At 64.5% G+C, this 16,297-nt stretch carries 13 protein-coding genes; 7 read left to right on the plus strand and 6 right to left on the minus strand.

Annotation, left to right across the window (positions count from 1 at the left end; all coding sequences use genetic code 11):
• Positions 1-29: 29 nt before the first annotated feature.
• Together F0357_RS04385 and F0357_RS04390 are read right to left on the minus strand one after the other, a co-directional pair.
• Entirely contained in the window at positions 30-851 is an 822-nt protein-coding gene (locus F0357_RS04385; RefSeq protein WP_153479189.1) for a hypothetical protein, read from the minus strand.
• Positions 826-2,292, minus strand: coding sequence for a hypothetical protein (locus tag F0357_RS04390; protein WP_153479192.1), 1,467 nt, complete (start codon positions 2,290-2,292; stop codon positions 826-828). The genes F0357_RS04385 and F0357_RS04390 overlap by 26 nt, the downstream gene beginning before the upstream one ends.
• A gap of 434 nt (positions 2,293-2,726) precedes the next feature.
• Here F0357_RS04390 and F0357_RS04395 point away from each other — a divergent pair, with 434 nt between their 5' ends.
• Entirely contained in the window at positions 2,727-6,026 is a 3,300-nt protein-coding gene (locus F0357_RS04395; protein ID WP_153479194.1) for a DUF4114 domain-containing protein, read from the plus strand.
• 102 nt (positions 6,027-6,128) lie between these two features.
• On the opposite strand, the gene F0357_RS04400 is transcribed toward F0357_RS04395, so the two are convergent.
• Positions 6,129-7,454, minus strand: a complete 1,326-nt coding sequence (locus F0357_RS04400) for a type I glutamate--ammonia ligase (protein WP_208948213.1) — start codon at positions 7,452-7,454, stop codon at positions 6,129-6,131.
• Between the two features lie 681 nt (positions 7,455-8,135).
• Positions 8,136-8,390, minus strand: a complete 255-nt coding sequence (locus F0357_RS04405) for a hypothetical protein (RefSeq protein WP_153479197.1) — start codon at positions 8,388-8,390, stop codon at positions 8,136-8,138.
• A 304-nt stretch (positions 8,391-8,694) separates the two neighbouring features.
• Here F0357_RS04405 and F0357_RS04410 point away from each other — a divergent pair, with 304 nt between their 5' ends.
• The gene (locus F0357_RS04410; RefSeq protein WP_153479198.1) at positions 8,695-9,477 is read left to right on the plus strand and encodes a DUF1217 domain-containing protein; all 783 of its coding nucleotides are present in this window, start codon (positions 8,695-8,697) and stop codon (positions 9,475-9,477) included.
• Between the two features lie 9 nt (positions 9,478-9,486).
• Here the strand turns inward: F0357_RS04410 and F0357_RS04415 are convergent, their stop codons facing one another.
• A complete protein-coding gene (locus tag F0357_RS04415; protein WP_153479200.1) occupies positions 9,487-9,738 on the minus strand; it encodes a GlsB/YeaQ/YmgE family stress response membrane protein in 252 nt (83 codons plus the stop codon).
• A gap of 219 nt (positions 9,739-9,957) precedes the next feature.
• Between F0357_RS04415 and F0357_RS04420 the strand changes: the two genes are divergently transcribed.
• The 3 genes from F0357_RS04420 (at position 9,958) to ybaK (ending at position 12,172) form a co-directional block, all read left to right on the plus strand.
• A complete protein-coding gene (locus F0357_RS04420; protein ID WP_312861445.1) occupies positions 9,958-11,241 on the plus strand; it encodes a DUF763 domain-containing protein in 1,284 nt (427 codons plus the stop codon).
• Between the two features lie 86 nt (positions 11,242-11,327).
• Complete coding sequence (locus F0357_RS04425) at positions 11,328-11,681, plus strand: ArsC family reductase (RefSeq protein ID WP_153479203.1); 354 nt, start codon at positions 11,328-11,330, stop codon at positions 11,679-11,681.
• 17 nt (positions 11,682-11,698) lie between these two features.
• Entirely contained in the window at positions 11,699-12,172 is a 474-nt protein-coding gene (gene ybaK, locus F0357_RS04430) for a Cys-tRNA(Pro) deacylase (RefSeq protein WP_153479205.1), read from the plus strand.
• Between the two features lie 34 nt (positions 12,173-12,206).
• Here the strand turns inward: ybaK and F0357_RS04435 are convergent, their stop codons facing one another.
• Entirely contained in the window at positions 12,207-12,659 is a 453-nt protein-coding gene (locus F0357_RS04435; RefSeq protein WP_153479208.1) for a pyridoxamine 5'-phosphate oxidase family protein, read from the minus strand.
• A 521-nt stretch (positions 12,660-13,180) separates the two neighbouring features.
• Here F0357_RS04435 and F0357_RS04440 point away from each other — a divergent pair.
• Together F0357_RS04440 and F0357_RS04445 are read left to right on the plus strand one after the other, a co-directional pair.
• Positions 13,181-14,992, plus strand: coding sequence for a type VI secretion system Vgr family protein (locus tag F0357_RS04440; protein WP_153479216.1), 1,812 nt, complete (start codon positions 13,181-13,183; stop codon positions 14,990-14,992).
• Positions 14,989-15,801, plus strand: coding sequence for a hypothetical protein (locus F0357_RS04445; RefSeq protein WP_153479219.1), 813 nt, complete (start codon positions 14,989-14,991; stop codon positions 15,799-15,801). The genes F0357_RS04440 and F0357_RS04445 overlap by 4 nt, the downstream gene beginning before the upstream one ends.
• Positions 15,802-16,297: the final 496 nt, after the last annotated feature.

The raw sequence follows: 16,297 nt of genomic DNA on the forward strand, positions 1-16,297 counted from the left end.
GTCGGCCGCGTTGTGCTCGCGGTCCGCCATCAGCCTTCTCCCTGCAGACGTTCCGCCGCGTCGAGGCGGCCGCCGTTGTCATCGATCCAATCGGTCCAGAACTTGATATGGGCCGCGTCGTCGAACTTCTTGCCCGACTTGCGCTGGACATAGAGGATCGTCACCTCCGCCCCGTCGAGGTCGGTGTGGAGCTTGCGGTAGACGGGCGACGCGCGGAAGCGCTCGTAGGTGAGGTCGCCCTTGTATTGGCTGTAGCCGGGCGCGTTCTCCAGCATGTCGGAGACGACGACGAGATGCTTCGGGATCGCCTCGTTGGCCGCACCGGCGAAGCGCTGGACGGCGATCTCCTGGATCGTCGCGATGATCGGCGAGGTCTCCGATTGATCCAGGGCGAGGCCGCCCGAGAGCGCCTTCTCGAGCGGCGCCGAGAAATCCGCCTCCCAGCGGTGCTTCAGGAGCTCCGGATTGGCGGTGAACTCGCTCGCACCCTTGCCGTCTCCCGGATTGCAGCGGGAGAACACGACCTTGCCGCCCGCCGAGCCGGGATCGAGCAGGCGCAGTTCGAGCAGATCGTAGGGCGGCAGCGCCTTCGCCATGTCCTCGATCTTGGTCGTGATCTCGGCGCGGGTGACGTCGGGCAAGGCGTCCGAGGCGTCGACGAGCACGACGGTCACGCCGCGCGGTCCTGTGAGCGGGCACAACGTGGCGCGGTCGAGGGCCGGCGGCTTCGGGGTGAGGAAATAGAACGCGCCGAGCCCGCCGAGAGCGGCGAGCGCGACCACGATGAGGACGATGCCGACGACGTGGCTGCCGCCGGACGACCGCCTACGACGCCGCGAGCGCCGGGCCATGCCGCCCCTCCGCCTTTGCGCCGTCACCTTCGATCATGTCGTCGATCTGCCGATAGGTGGCGACCGCCGCCTCGAACTCGCCGTGGATCGCCTCGACGTGACGGACGAGCAGGGCCTGGGATTCGGCGATCTGGGTCCGCAATTCCTCGCGCATCGTATCCTGGGGCACGTCGATCTCGATGCGCTCCAGCGAGACGGCGTGGGAGAAATGGGTCGGCGCCGGCGCCTGCCGGGCGCGCACATTCGCCTCGCGATAGGTCGAGAGCAACGCGTTCGCCGCCCGCTCGATCTGCCGCTCGTGGGCGGCGAACAGCTTCACCACCCGGACCCGGTTGGCGACGATCGCCTCATATTCGGCCCGGCGCACCGAGAGGTCGCGGTCCGCCTCCTCAAGCGCCTCGGTCGCGTCGTCGCGGATTTCGCGCAGGCGGCCGATCAGGTCGGCCTTAGCGTCGATATAGACGTCGTGGGCGGCGGCGAGCCGCTTCTCGATGCCGCCATAGCCCGGATAGGGATCGTAGATGAAGAAGGCGTCGCCGAATGCGATCGCCGAAAAGAGCAGGCCGATCGCGAAGAACATCCACGATTTCATCTCGGCGAGGCCGAGCGGATCGGCGAGGATACGCCGCACCACCTCGACCCCGGCATCGCTCGCGAAGGTGCCGGAGATCTCGCGATAATGGGAGAGCGCGAGATTGAGGCCGATCGCGAAGGCGACATAGAACACGAGGCTCGCGAGCCCGATCAGCTTCATGAACCAGTTGCGGTGGAGCAGGCAGCGCACGCCGGCGGCGGCGATCGCAAAGCTGACGCCGACATTGAGCATGGCGAAGGTGAGCGCCTCCACGGCGCCGCCGACGAGCCCGAGCTCGCTGCCCTTCGACAGGAAGACGCCGTTCACCACCACCTCGAACACGAAGAGGACGAGGAGGATGCCGACCTTGAGGGTGAGCCCGCCGCCGGTGGCGGGCCGCGCCGTGCGGCGGATCTTGTGGCGGGTGCGGAAATCGGCCCGCTCGTCCTCGAGATCCTTGAGCTGACGCCGCAGCCGGTGCAGTTCGTCGCGACCCTGCGCCGCCTCGGCGCGGAACTCGCTCACCGCCTCCGGCGCGGCCTGGCGGATCAGCGCGAAGCGGCCCTCGAAATCGAGCACGGCGAGACGCTCTGTATAGGCGCGCATCTCCTCGGCGAGCACGCCGTGGGCCGCCTTGTGCTCCGACTGCACCTTCTCGACGATGCGGTTCTCGACCTCGTCGAACTGGGTCTGGAGCATCGCCGGCTCGTCACGTGCGCCGCGTTCGGCGCCGCGTTCGGAGAGCCTCAGCTCCACGGCGATGCGCTCGACCTCGAGATCGGGAAACACCTGGAGCGAGGGTCGATAATCGTGAGGGGCTTTGCGCAGGCCGGCGAGCAGCCGCGGCAGAACGGACGTGTTGGCCATGCGTCTCCTTGACACCGCGGCGATCATGATCCGCGCCGGCCGCACGGACTTGTGCCGACGATAGAGCATCCTTGTGTCAGCGGAATAAGGCGACCGAGCGTCGGGCCGACGCCGTGCCATCCTCGCGAAAGCCTCGGACGGTTGAGTGGGCATCGTGCGAGATGAGCTGAGCCCCGCAGAAGACTCGCAGAGCGGGCATTCCATGAGAAGCCACCGCCCCGCGCGCTGGAAATAATAATCCCGGGATTCTTGCGCAGATTCACCGAATCAGATCGACTCACGCTTAGTTCTCGACCGTAGCGCGGACCTTCGTTCCGTCACGGATTCGGCGTGCCATGCGGGGGAGTACGGCACAGTCGGCGTCTATCAGTCTATTCGAGCATTGATGAAGCTGCACGACCCCCGCCTCACGGCGGAGCATCGAGGGGGCGCACGTGACGAATCTGAATATCACCCTGAGTTCCGACCTTCGGAACCAGTTGACGACGGCGAGCGCCGCCGCAGGCCACGTCAATTTCCAGGTCGTCATCTTCGACAACAGCGGCACGACGCCGATCTACCAGCAGACCTACACCGACAGCGCCATCCCATCGAGCACGATCAACATCGCGCTGCCTGCTGACGTCGATAGTGGCAAAGCCTATTTCATCATCCAAAGCCAGGGCACCACAACCCCGGCTCTGAGTATCACGCAGCAGAGCGACATCAACTGGACCGACGCGCAGGATAAGAACTATCGCTACGACAGCATCGAGTTCAACCTCAGCGGCAGTCCGAACGACAAGGCCAACCTGACCTCGGTCGCCGGATTCGGCACCGGGATGATTCTCCAGGTTCCGAACGGCTCGACGACGGAATCCGCGAGCTTCCAATATTCCGCCTCGACGCTGCAAAACTCCTACCTGCACACGATCGGCGCGAACAATCAGGACACGTTGTCGTCCTTCTCGGACGGGCCGCTGAAGAACTCCGTGCGGGAGGCGATCTCCCCGACGACGTCGGTCGGCCAGGCCTCCGGCCAGCCCGGCTCCGGCATCTACAGCAACACCCAATGGGCGAGCTATATCGACAGCCTCAAGAACGCGGCCGCCGCGGACAAAGTCCATATCGCCGGGTATTTCAACGGCGCGAAAGATGCGAACGCCGTCTATCACAATGGCTCGTTCTACTCCTACCATCTCGAGTGGGATGCCGCGCAGAACGTGTTCTGGCTGAGCCCAACCGAGCAGAGCCAGGTCCAGGGCTACATCAAGATCGACCCGACCGAGCTGCAAAACAGCATCTATTCGACGCTCGGCGACGTCGAGATCTACAAGAGCAAATCGGATACGACACCCTATCAGATCCTCGACAACGGCGGGTCCGCCATGAATGTCGGGGACAACAACCAGTGGGGCACCGCCCTTCGCGACTTCCTGACCGGCTTCACCGCCGGCTTCTATGGCGTCACCGGGCAATCGGCGAACGCGGAGGTCACGACGCCGATCGACCTCAACAACAATTGGAACTGGGACCCGACCTACGGCTTCGGCCAGCATCTCACCAACGGTCAACAGCCGATCTTCACGGACCCGTATTCCGCCGTCTTCGCTGCCCATTCCAATTCTTACGGCTCCGCCTACTCCGATGCGCTGGCCAGCCAATATGCCAAGGGCGGTCCGCTATTGTCGCTTTACGACAGCGGCACCCACGCCAACGTGTCCGACATAAATCTGACGCTGCTCGGTGACGGCGAAACACCGGACAGCAATACGGCCAATTCTTACGTCGCGCCGACGATGTACAATTATATCGCCCCGACCGGCGGCCATTATCAGACGATGCCGGCGACCGAAGGCGATCCGGGCACATTCCGCTCGCTCACGCTCACGCTCCAGAACGCGAGCATGCGGCTGAACGACGATGTGCCCGTCACGCTGCAAATCTATGGTGGCGAAGACTCGTCCGGGCATCCGATCTGGCATTCGGCCTCCATGACCGGGTCCGACACGCCGTGGGCGACGTGGAACTTCAACCTCGACGCCAACAACAACTATATTTTGAACGCCGACGGCACCTACAGCGTCACCGCGCTGCCCGGAACGTCGGTGCCCGGCAGCATGACGTTCGCCCATCTGCCGACGGCGGCAAGCGGCGTCTCGTGGTACCGCGTCGTGGTCGGCGACGGCGACGCCCAGAAGATCTACAATCTCTACACGACTACGAGCGGCTATCAGTTCGTCGCCGCCGATGGCTCCCAGGCGATCGATGGTCTCGCCGCAATCACGATGCCCGGCCACTCGGGCACGGTCGAGACCTTCACCGTCAACATGTTCAACGGCACGTCGACGTCGCTCGATCCGTCCCTGCTGCACCAATATACCGACTCCAACTACACGACGGCGAGCGTTCCGAACGCCGCCGTCGCCGGCACGCTGTCGGGAACGACGGACCACGTCACCTTCACGGCCTTCTCCGGCCAGACGAACCAGGTGAGCAATTCGATCACGCTGCACCAGGGCGAGTCGGCCCTCGGCTGGACCGGCACCAACAACGACAGCAGCACCGCGTCGTGGATCTCCGGCATCACCAACAAGGTGAACGGCCTCAACGTCGCGCTGCTCTCGATCGTCGACACCACCCACCATCTGTCCATCGCCCCGGTCGCCGCTCAGGCGGATCTCGACGGCCAGTGGCAGACGCAGGTGATGCAGCAGCTCGGCAACGGCACCTACACCGTCAACATGACGGAATATTCCTTCAAGGACAGCGCGCTCACGACCGCGCTGACCTCGCCGAGTTCGACGCTGACGCTGAATGTAGACTTGGCGCACCTCGGCCTCGAGGGCAACGCGACGGGCCTCAACCTCATCTCGGACGCCTCCGGCACCACGGGCAACTGGATCGATCTCGACACGACCGCCTCCAACCTGCCGCCCGAGGCGACGCTGATCCTCTACCGGACCAACAATGCAGGCCAGATGATCGACGCCAACGGCCAGATCGTCACCGATGTGAAGGACGCGGCCCTCGCTTATGTCGGGGCGGTGCAGACGGACCACGGCACGGCGACGCTGTTCGACGGCCACCAGCAGGTCTATCTCGGCACGGGGCAGAACCTGCACTTCGCCCTCCAGACCGGCCAGAACACCATCAACACCAACGTGCCGGTGACCACATCGGCCCAGGGCGACGGGTCGGTCGCCATCAATGTCGGCGGCATCCAACTCAAGGCGGCCGTCAACAACACGCTCGACGACGCCGCCAACATGGCGACCGTCCAGCGCATGTACGACTTCCCCATGGTCTACGCCCACCACGGCGAACAATTGGACATCAACGTCGCGGGCAGCACCGACGACGTCAATTCGCTGCACTTCGTCCGCCTCGATGCGAACTTCAATAAGGACCAGATCACGGTCGGCGGGGTCGCCTACGGCAACACCGACGCCTTCCGCGCGGCCGTCGTCGCCCACCTCGACAGCGGCTATTCGGACACCCAAGGGGCGAGCCAGAACTTCCACGACAGCAAGACGTGGACGGTCGCGGGGGCAGACGGCTTCTACATCCCGGTGATGATTTCGCAGCATGGCGACGTGTTCGTGCCGGGCACAGCGAACGTGGACGGCGCCGAGCACGTGCGGACCTTCGGCGCCAACACGTTCGGCTTCGAGGATCTCACGGCGGCGCAGCACTCCGACTTCGACTACAACGATATGGTGATGCAGATCCATCACCACGACGGCGTCTCCTGAGAGCTGCAAGACGGCGCGAGCGCGTCCGGAACGCAAAGAGGCCGCCGATCGCAATCGGCGGCCTCTTTGCATGGACGGTTCGGATCGTCGCCTGAGCGGCGATCAATAGGCGCGCTTGTAGGCGGCGATCAAAGCGGCCTCGTCGATCTCCTTCGCGCGGGCAACCTCGAAGCGCTTCAGGGCGAGATAGGTCGCCTTGAGGCGGGGCGAGAACCACGAGGACACGACATCGTCCGCCTCGAACGCATCGAGTGCCGCCTCGAGGGAGGCCGGAAGCGCCGCCGCGGCTCGGGCGACGGCAGCCGGATTGCCGTCGACGGCGGCTGGCAGGCTAAGGCCGCGCTTGATGCCGTCGAGCCCCGCCCGCACCAGGGCGCCGAGCACGAGATAAGGCGAGGCGCACCCGTCAGACGGGCGATATTCGATATTGAAGCCACGCCGCCGGCGGACCGGGTCGTTGGAGGCGGACGGTACGACGCGCAGCGCCGCATCGCGATTCTGCACGCCGATCGTGTTGTAGGCACAGCCCCGCGCACGCGGCGCCAGGCGGCCATAGGACAACGGCGACGGCGCCGTGAGCGCAACGAGGGCATCGAGGTGGGCGAGAATGCCGGCGCAGAATTGCGCCGCCGCCTTGCTGAGGCCCAGCGGCTGCGAAGGGTCGTGGGTGATGTTCTCGCCGTTGCGATCGACCAGGCTGAAATGGACGTGCGCACCGTTGCCGGCACCCCCGCTCGCCGTCAGCGGGCTGAAGCTCGCCCGCATGCTGTGATCGGTCGCGACCGCACGGATGAGCTCACGGGCGATCACCGCGGAATCGGCGGCCGCCATGCCCGATTGCGGCGCACAACTGATCTCGTATTGCGACGGTCCGAATTCCGGTTCCAGCGTCTCAGGCACGAGCCGCGCCGACCGCAGCGCGGCCGCGCACGCCTGGAGCACTCCATTCGCCCGCCGCGCTGCGGCAAACGAGAAGGAAGCCTCCGCCGCAACCGCCGTCTCGAGCGAAAACTCGTGTTCGACGCCGGCGACGAAGGTGAGGCCGGCATCGCTGCGCAGGTCTTCGAGGGCGTGGCGGAAAAACGTCCGCGGACAGCAATCCCAATCTTCAGTCGGCCCGCGCTTGGAATCGCAGATCACCGCCTCCCAGGCTTCGTCGAAGACGCCGCTCTGATAGGCGAAATAGGATCGCGGGTCCGGGATCTGACGGACTTCGTCCATCGGTCCCCAATCGTTGTCGACGATCGTGTCGAACGGTGTCAGCGCGAAACCGGCGCAGGCCCATCCGAGCCCGGTCTCCAACTTGGTCTCGAGGTCGGCCTTCGGAACGCCTCGGGTGCGCGTGATGCCCACCAGATCGTTCCAGAGCAGATAGACGATCGGCTCGGCTGTCATATCGATCGCGTGTCCTCTCGTCAGCTCGGTCACGGCGTGCCTCCCCCCGGGATCCGAGAACGGCGGCCCGGAGCCAGGCGCACGCCGACACGGCATCCGGTGTCGTCTCGGGGTTCACGCCGAGCAAGGCGGTCGTCGGGGAGGGTCGGACCTGGGAGAGCGGAGAGGCGAAAGCCCGAATGCCGCGTCGGCGGCACCGTCTGCGGTCCCCGTGTCTCGCGGTCAAGGGCAACGGTCCGCGTCATCAAGCGCGCCGTGCCCTGCATTGAAATGCATACATCGGCCCCCCGCGGAAATTCAAAGGTGCACGCATGCGACCTTCGCCCGCCCCTTCATGCATTTGGTGAGTTTGAAGCCCCATCCCTCTCCCCCCACGGGTAGTCCTAGCACGACACCCGTTAAAATTGGATGGCAGCTCTAGACAAATTTCGCGCTCCCGCTTCGCTTGCGCAAGGGCCGAGCCGCAAACCAGCGCTGAACGACGCAAAATTTTGCACCGGCCCAACGTATTTCATCACGATGCAATAAATAGGCCTAAAAGAGGCGGATTGGCCGAAAGGACAGAGACTTAAAAGACCGTTCGCGGAGGCACCGCCGGGACGGTCGAGAGCCCGACCGGCGAGCCCCCGCTGCAGCGCAGATGCCCTCCATGCTCAGCGGCGTCATCGACACATTGTCTCAGCGCGCTGACTACACAATCGGAGCGATCAGGGCTCAGCGGCCCGAAAAGGTGGTCGGGTCTGGAACCCGCCCGGCGGCGTAGAGCACCTCCAGCCGGCTCGTGAGCCGACCGTCATCGGGGTTCCAGAGTTGGGCGATGGCGACGACACCGGCATGGTCCGACGCGACCCGGCGGGCCTTCTCGCGCGCGTCTGCTGCGCTGAAGGCCTCGATGGGCGGGCACGCCACCAAGGTGCCATCGCTTCCCGCACCGTACGGCAGCACAGCAAACAGCGCAGAGCCCGTCATTGGCCTCTCCTCAACCGAGGTGGGTACAGTCCACCCGGACCCGGACGATGTCGACTCACGCAATCGCGAGTTGCCACCGACCCGACAGGTGCCAAGCCCGCCCGATTCGATGCGCAAGGCCTTGAAAGCGCACCAGCCCAAGACGTTGATCGTGCCGCGCGCGTTGCCCGCCGACGCCGCCGAGAGCAGAGCGGCACGCTTCCCGATTTGGTGATCGGATGAATCAGAATCGGACGGCAGCTTCGCGCCAGCTTCGGCCGATAGCCTGCCGATCTCTTATGGGTGTTCGAAGGCGCTTCAGGTCATGGTCGTGTATCTCGGATCGACGTCCGCCACCTACGCCTATCTGGCGAAGGACCTGACGAAATCGCTCTCGATGGAGGCCAAGGACGCCCAGGTCGCCCGCGAAACCAAATATTACCAGGACAATATCGGCAAGGTGAAGTCGGTCGATGACTTCATGAAGAACACGCGTCTCTACAATTATGCGATGAAGGCCTACGGCCTCGAAGACATGGCCTATGCCAAGGGCTTTATGAAGAAGGTTCTAAACGAGGGCGTCGTCGACAAGAACGCGTTTGCCAACAAGCTGACGGATTCGCGATTCAAGGCGTTCGCGACCACCTTCAACTTCGCGCTTCTCGGCGAATATGCGACCACCACGAAGGCGGCGACCTCGGACGTGGTCGATAAATATGTCCGCCAGAACTTCGAGGACGCGGCGGGCGAGCAGGATGAGGGCACCCAACTCGCCCTCTATTTCAAGCGGATGGCGCCGACCGTGACATCCGCCTACGACCTCCTCGCCGACAAGGCCCTTTGGACTGTCACCCAGACGATCTTCGGCTTCCCGACCCAAATGAGCTCGGCCGACATCGATAAGCAGAAGAAGGCCGTCGACGCCAAACTCAACGTCGCCGACCTTCAGGATCCTGCAAAATTGGACAAGCTTCTCAAACGCTTCACCGCCATGTGGGACGCGACATCGTCGTCGTCCTATTCGCCGCTGCTCGAGCTGTTTTCGTCCAGTTCAACCACCAGCACCGACGTCTCGATGAGCATTCTCTCGCTGAAGCCCGGCGGCTAGCGTCTCACTTCACGCGCGGCGCTGGAAGGCGCTCCAGATAAGCAGCAGGATTACGGCACCGACGATGGCGCCGATGAAGCCCGCGCCCTCACCGGGCTGGTACCAGCCGACCGCTTGGCCGAGATAGCTCGCCACGATCGCGCCGACGATGCCGAGCACGGTCGTCAGAATGAAGCCCTGCGGTTCGTTGCGGCCAGGTGTGATCCATTTTGCGATTAGGCCTGCGACAAAACCGATGATGATCGCCCAGATGATGCCCATGATGTCCTCGTTCGGCAGATTGCCGGCGGGGAAACGGCTTCGGGTGCCCGCGGTTCCGCTGCGCAGGCGCCCCACTCTGGCCAAAGCGCCACAGTCATGGTATCCGTCCGTTCACTCTTCGTTCGCAATCAGGCCGCCCCGGTCTACGGGTATCCTTCGACGAGGGCGCGGTCCGCCCCCCTCGATCCCGTCCGCGGCAGCCCGCTTGAGGGTATGATCGTGGCCAAGCGAGCCGGAAGCGCCGATCTGCCGCTGCACAGCGGCCGGGTTCCGGCCTGGCTCGGCCAACGGATGACGCGCCTCGGCGCCGTCATCACGCAGGCGATCGTCCACCATTATGGGCGCGACGAGTTCCTGCGCCGCCTTGCCCACCCGTTCTGGTTCCAGTCGTTTGGCGCCGTGATGGGGATGGATTGGCACTCCTCCGGCATCACCACGAGCGTCATCGGTGCGCTGAAGCGGGGGCTCGCGCCGATGTCCGGCGACCTCGGTCTCCACGTCTGCGGCGGACGCGGCCGCCATTCGCGCGAGACGCCGGCGGAGCTGATGGCGATCGGCGATCGGACCGGCCTCGACGGCGCGGGACTCGCCACGGCGAGCCGGCTCGTCGCCAAGGTGGACAGCGCCGCCGTTCAGGACGGCTTCGACCTCTATCTGCATGGCTTCATCGTCGCCGACGACGGTAAATGGGTGGTGGTGCAGCAGGGCATGAACGGCGAAGCGCGCTATGCGCGCCGCTATCATTGGCTTTCGGAAGACCTCAAGACGTTCGTCGAGGCCCCGCATGCCGCGATCGACGGGATCAATCGCGGTGAGATCGTCAACCTGACCGACCGCCGTGCCGCCGCCTCGCGCGCGGGTCAGATCGATCTGTTGCGCACGCTCGGTCCGGACGGGATCGTCCGCGAGATCGCGGCGGTCGAGGGCCGCAATCGAGAACCCGCTCCGCCACCCGACGCGCCCCTACTGCCGCACCTCGTCATGCCGGAGCACCACGACGTACGGCCGAAGGACGTCATCCTCCGCCGCCTGCATGGCGCACTCGCCGCGGCGAGCGACGCCGCGCCACACGACTTCGCCGATCTGCTCTTGGTGCCCGGCGTCGGGGCGCGGACGGTCGAATCCCTCGCGATGGTCGCCGAGGTCGTCCACGGGGCGCCGTGCCGGTTCACCGATCCCGCCCGTTTCTCCCTCGCTCATGGCGGCAAGGACCGCCATCCGTTCCCTGTCGCGACCGCTGTCTACGATCGGACCATCACCGTGCTTCGCTCGGCGATCGAGGCGGCGAAGCTCGGCAACGACGAACGGCTCGACGCGATCCGCCGCCTCGACGCGCAATCGCGCTCCCTCGAGCACGCCGCCACGGGACCGTCGCTGCCCGCCTATATCGACGGCGAACGTGCCCGGTCCCACGATTATGGCGGACGCAGCGTGTTCGGATGGGAGCCGCCGCCCGAACCGGCGGCCGGGGCCAACACCCGATCCGCCCGCTCCCGCCCCTGATTCATCGACCGCGCGACGAGCCCGCGGCTCTGTTATAGGACGGCGAAGCGATTTCCTTCGCAGCGACACGGCATTTCCGGGCGATAATGGCGAGCGACGTCACCCTCTACGGCATCAAGGCGTGCGACACGATGAAGAAGGCGCGCGCCTGGCTCGACGCCCACGGCGTCACCTATGCGTTTCACGATTACAAGGCGGCCGGGATCGACCGCGCCCATCTCACCGCCTGGGCCGACCGCGTCGGATGGGAAACCCTGCTCAACCGGGCCGGCACGACCTTCCGCAAACTCGACGACGCGGAGAAGGCGGATCTCGGCGAAGACAAGGCGATCGCGCTCATGGAGGCGCATCCTTCGCTCATCAAGCGTCCGGTCCTCGTCGCGGGAGACACGCTTCTCGTCGGCTTCAAGCCCGAAAACTACGCCGCCACATTCGGCTGATCGTCCGCGGCGCGCCCATGTCCAGCACCACCCAGGCCACCCTCGCGCTTACCCGCGCCGGCATCGCCTTCACGGTCCATGCCTACACCTACGATCCGAACGCCGAGCGGATCGGCCTGCAAGCCGCCGAGGCAATCGGGGCCGATCCCGCGCGGGTGCTCAAGACGCTGATGGTGGAGATCGACGGCAAACCCGCCTGCACGGTTCTGCCCTCCGACCGCGAGCTCAGCATGAAGCGGGTCGCCGCCGCGTTCGGCGCGAAATCGGCGCAGATGATGAAGCCGGCCGCGGCCGAACGCCTGACCGGCTATCATGTCGGCGGGATCAGCCCGTTCGGGCAGAAGCGCAAGGTGCCGACGGCGATCGAGGCCACCGTGCTCGCCTTCGCGCAGGTCGTCATCAACGGCGGCCAGCGCGGGCTGATGGTTGAGCTCGCGCCGTCGGATGCCGTTGCCATCACTGGCGCCGTCGTGGCACCACTCGTCGCCTGAGCAACGAAGCCCCTGCCCTCCCTCGCCCGCGGACTCAGAGCACGACGAGATCGGTGTGGCCGAAGCCCTTCGTATAATCGAGCACCGAGACCACCGTCGGCGTCACCTCGAAGACCTTCACATCGTCCGGGGTCGGCAGGGTGAGCGGCGGTGTCGCGCCGGCAGGGTACTTCTCGGGGAGCCGCCCGATGATGCGCGCGGCTTCGGCACGGTTCGTGACCGGACGGGCGTGGGCGGCCATGGAGAGCCCACTGATCGCCATCAGGTCCGACGTGTCGTGATCGATGGTGATGGAGACGCGGCTGTCGCCGGCGAGATTGCGCGCCTTCTGGCTATCGGGGGCACAAAGGAAGAAGATCTTGAGGCCGTCGTTGACGTAGCCGACCGTGGTCGCCTGGGGCCAACCGTCCGGCCGCAGCGTGGCGATCGTCATGATGCGGTGCTCGTCGAGCAGCGCCAGGATCTTGGTGCGGATCGTGTCATCCATGGCGGGACCTCCCCTCGGCATCTCTGAGCCTCAGAATGAGACCGTCGGGGCGATGCGGCCTTGATGCGCCTCAAGCGGTGCGGGGCGACGCCCCCCGTTTCGCCCGCCTCCCGGGTTCGATTACCCGCGCGCCGGCGGGCCAGCCTGTTGGCAGCCCTCGATCGCGCGCTCGCCATCATCGAGCTCACGCCCGACGGCGCCGTCGCTCGCGCCAACGGCAGCATCCTCAAGGTGGGATTGATGGGCTATCGCGCCGAGGCCACACGGCGAAGGCGACCGGCGAGAGCGAGCAGCAGATTGCCCGAGCGCCCCGTGCCCATAAATTCGTCCACCGCCGTGGCGGCTGGTGCGTTCCGCGCGCGGCGCGATGCAGACGCCGCGCGCGCCGGGTCCATTGCCCTACCCGAGCGTCCGATCAACCCAATTTTTTGCATGGCGGAAGCACGGCTTTTCTCGTCCAATTGCGCGTGTTCACAAGCTTTATCAAATTAAAATTCGGCACACGATAGAGGATCTGCGAAATGAACGGCAGGCGGACCGAATTATTATTGCATCTATCGGCTCCGGCGCTCGGGCAGATCGAGATCTTCGTCACCGCGATCGAGGGAACGGAGAGCCTTTCCGAGCTCTATCGCTACGAGATCGAGTTCACCAGCGGCGACGCCATCGATCCGAACGACGCCATCGGCAAGCCCGCCAAGATCACGATCGACGCCGGCGACAATCCCCTCGTCGCCCACGGCATCCTGGTCGAGTTCAGCGCGGGAGAGCTCACCGCCACCCGCGATTATATCTATCGCTGCACCCTCGCGCCGAAGGTCGCCCTGCTCGAACTCAGCCGCCAGAACCTCGTCTACGGCGCCGGCGACGGCATCCGCCTCAAGGACCTGATCGACAACGTGCTCGCCAACAAAGCCGGCGCGAACTCGACGTCCGGCGGCCACGGCCTCGACATCCGCCACGAGCTGCGCATGCGCCGGCAATATCCTGAGCGCAAGCAGGTCGTCCAATATGGCGAGAGCGACCTCGCCTTTCTGCGCCGCCGCTGCGAGCATGACGGCGTGTTCTTCTTCTTCGAGCAAGGCGACGATCACGAGACGATCGTGTTCGGCGACAAGAACGACGCCTTCAAGAAGGCCGACATCGACGGCTCCGACGCCCTCGTCTTCAACGACAAGCGCGGCGCCGCCCGTGCCGACGATCTCGCCATGACGCGCTTCTGCGCGACCGCCAAACCCGTCCCCGGCAGCATTTTTCTGCGCGATTACAACGAGACCAAATCGTCTCCGTCGATGAAGGTCAGCGCCGCGATCAGCGACCAGGGCTTCGGCAAAGTCGTGGAATATGGCCTCCATTTCGAGGACGAGGACGAGGGCAAGGCACTCGCCAAGATCCGCGCTGAGGAGATCGCCTGCCGCCGCACGCTCTATGTCGGCACCTGCAACGCCCCGCAATTGCGCGCCGGCACCGTCTTCACCCTCGTCGACCACCCGCTCGCGGCCTTCGCCGACCGCTTCCTGGTCGTCTCCGCGACCCATTCGGCGGCGGTGCAGCCGCCTTCCGCCTTCTCACCGCTGCCGTTCGGCCCCGAGAGCCGCACCGCGCGGCCCTATACCAACGTCGTCACCTGCATCAAGCTCGCGACGCCGTTCCGTCCCGAGCGGAAGACGCCGAAGCCGAACGTCTCGGGACTGTTCACCGCCCAGATTGACGCCGAACCCGATCACGGCAAGCGCGCCTGGATGGACGACCGCGGCCGCTACAAGGTGCGCTTCGCCTTCGACGACGGGGAATATCAAGCCGGCAAGGCGAGCGATTTCATTCGCCAGAGCCAGCCTTATCTCGGCCCCAACGCCACCGGCATGCACTTCCCCCTCGTCGAGGGCACCGAGGTCGTCATCGGCTATCTCAACGGCGACCCGGACCGACCGGTCGTCGTCGGCGCCGTCTCCGACGAGAAGAACGATGATCCGGTCACCAAGGACAACCACACCCGCAACCGCCTCGTCACCGCCGCCAATGTGATGATGGAGATCGACGACCGCGAGGCGAGCGGGAACGGCTCCAGCAGCGGTTCGAGCGGATCCAAGGATGCGCCGTATTTCCGCATCGATACGCCGGCGGAGGTTTCGGGCCGCTCGTTCACCGGTACCTACCTGCGCATGGGCAAGGCGACCGGCAAGGAGGAGTTCGCCCTTCTCCCCCGCGCCTCGCAGCAGAAGATCTCGGCCGCCATGAAGCAGATCCAGGCCGGAGCAGGCTCGTCCGCCGGCACGACATCCCCCTCGACGACGGCATCGCCTGCGACGGCGCCGAGCAAGGAGACGACATGACGACGAGCTCGACCTCGACGGAGACCACGACCGAGACGACCACCACCGACGGCCTGCTGATCTCGACCAGCGGAGACCTCAACGTAAACGTCGACGGAAGCGCGACCTACGCTTACGGAGATGGGCATTCTACGGAGGTTGTGAACGGCCACTCTACTCACACCGTCAGCCAAGGCAAATATATCGTCAGCACATCAGATGACATAGAAGTTACGACCAGTTCCGACTTCGTACTGTCATCTTACGATATGACGACGACAGTGGCCGCCAACAACACAGTGACGGTTCTTGGCGACATGGTCACAACCGTCGAGGGTGCATTTACCTCCTATTTTAAGAGCAGCACATCAGTAAACCAATTCGATGCCTCGATTCAAATACTCCATGGCGACACGACGATCCTATCGCTGTCGGGCTCGTTCAGCATGGCAATCTCAGCGTCTGTATCGCTCGCTCTCAGCGCGAGCGTGAGCGTCAAGGTCGGCATAGCCGCAAGTATCGTCGGGGGTCGAAATATAAGCGTCATCAAAGGAATAGACTGCAAATACGTCGCTGGGAAGAGCGTTCAGTTCGGTGCCGATTCGACAAAATTCATCAGCGGAAAAGATGCAAAGACATCAATGTACGACCTCAAGACTGCGTATCTTGAATACAAGAGAGTTGGTCTTGATTTCAAGGATGTATATTTCGTCGATAAAAAGTCATATACGGAGTCACTAGAAAAAGATATGGAGTACGTCAAATCTTTAACAAGAACAGAACTCTCAGGACTTTCGTCGACTTCAGTAACACTTAAATCTTATATTTAAGTTTACCATTCATATTGCATAGTCTGGAGGCGACCCGCGATCCAAATCGCGAGCTCATTGGCGCCCACGAATGCGGAGAGGCGTCAATCATCACGTTGTCGCCGCCATGGGCGGCTGAGACCGCCTCCAGCAGCCCGCCCCAGACCCGGCCGCCCGCCAGCGCACGAACCGACTGTATAGGGTTAGCGCTGCGGCACATTGCGCCACGGCGCCCCGGTGAGAGAACGACCAAAGGCATATCGCTGATCACCCTTCGGTCGCCTGCCCGCGCAACACCACGCGCCTTGTTCGGAAGCAGCGGGGCGATGACCGCCCATTCCTCGTCGATCGACTTGTACCGTCGCATCTCTCTCACTCCCAGTTCGGGCGCTTGGATGGCGACAAACCAGACCACGCAAATTTATGGCGCCACCGCCTGGCACTCCTCAGCGCCATGTCCGAAGATGCACCGAATGCATCGCGCGCGGACAGACACCGCAAAAAACCCGGTCTTTCC

Origin of the sequence: Segnochrobactrum spirostomi, assembly GCF_009600605.1 — a bacterium.
GTDB classification, from domain to species: Bacteria; Pseudomonadota; Alphaproteobacteria; order Rhizobiales; family Segnochrobactraceae; genus Segnochrobactrum; species Segnochrobactrum spirostomi.

Coding starts and splice junctions, on each gene's coding strand:
- F0357_RS04425 (WP_153479203.1), top strand. CDS start 11,328: ATGGCGAGCGACGTCACCCTCTACGGCATCAAGGCGTGCGACACGATG.
- F0357_RS04415 (WP_153479200.1), bottom strand. CDS start 9,738: ATGGGCATCATCTGGGCGATCATCATCGGTTTTGTCGCAGGCCTAATC.
- F0357_RS04445 (WP_153479219.1), top strand. CDS start 14,989: ATGACGACGAGCTCGACCTCGACGGAGACCACGACCGAGACGACCACC.
- F0357_RS04435 (WP_153479208.1), bottom strand. CDS start 12,659: ATGGATGACACGATCCGCACCAAGATCCTGGCGCTGCTCGACGAGCAC.
- ybaK (WP_153479205.1), top strand. CDS start 11,699: ATGTCCAGCACCACCCAGGCCACCCTCGCGCTTACCCGCGCCGGCATC.
- F0357_RS04410 (WP_153479198.1), top strand. CDS start 8,695: ATGGTCGTGTATCTCGGATCGACGTCCGCCACCTACGCCTATCTGGCG.
- F0357_RS04440 (WP_153479216.1), top strand. CDS start 13,181: ATGAACGGCAGGCGGACCGAATTATTATTGCATCTATCGGCTCCGGCG.
- F0357_RS04390 (WP_153479192.1), bottom strand. CDS start 2,292: ATGGCCAACACGTCCGTTCTGCCGCGGCTGCTCGCCGGCCTGCGCAAA.
- F0357_RS04405 (WP_153479197.1), bottom strand. CDS start 8,390: ATGACGGGCTCTGCGCTGTTTGCTGTGCTGCCGTACGGTGCGGGAAGC.
- F0357_RS04385 (WP_153479189.1), bottom strand. CDS start 851: ATGGCCCGGCGCTCGCGGCGTCGTAGGCGGTCGTCCGGCGGCAGCCAC.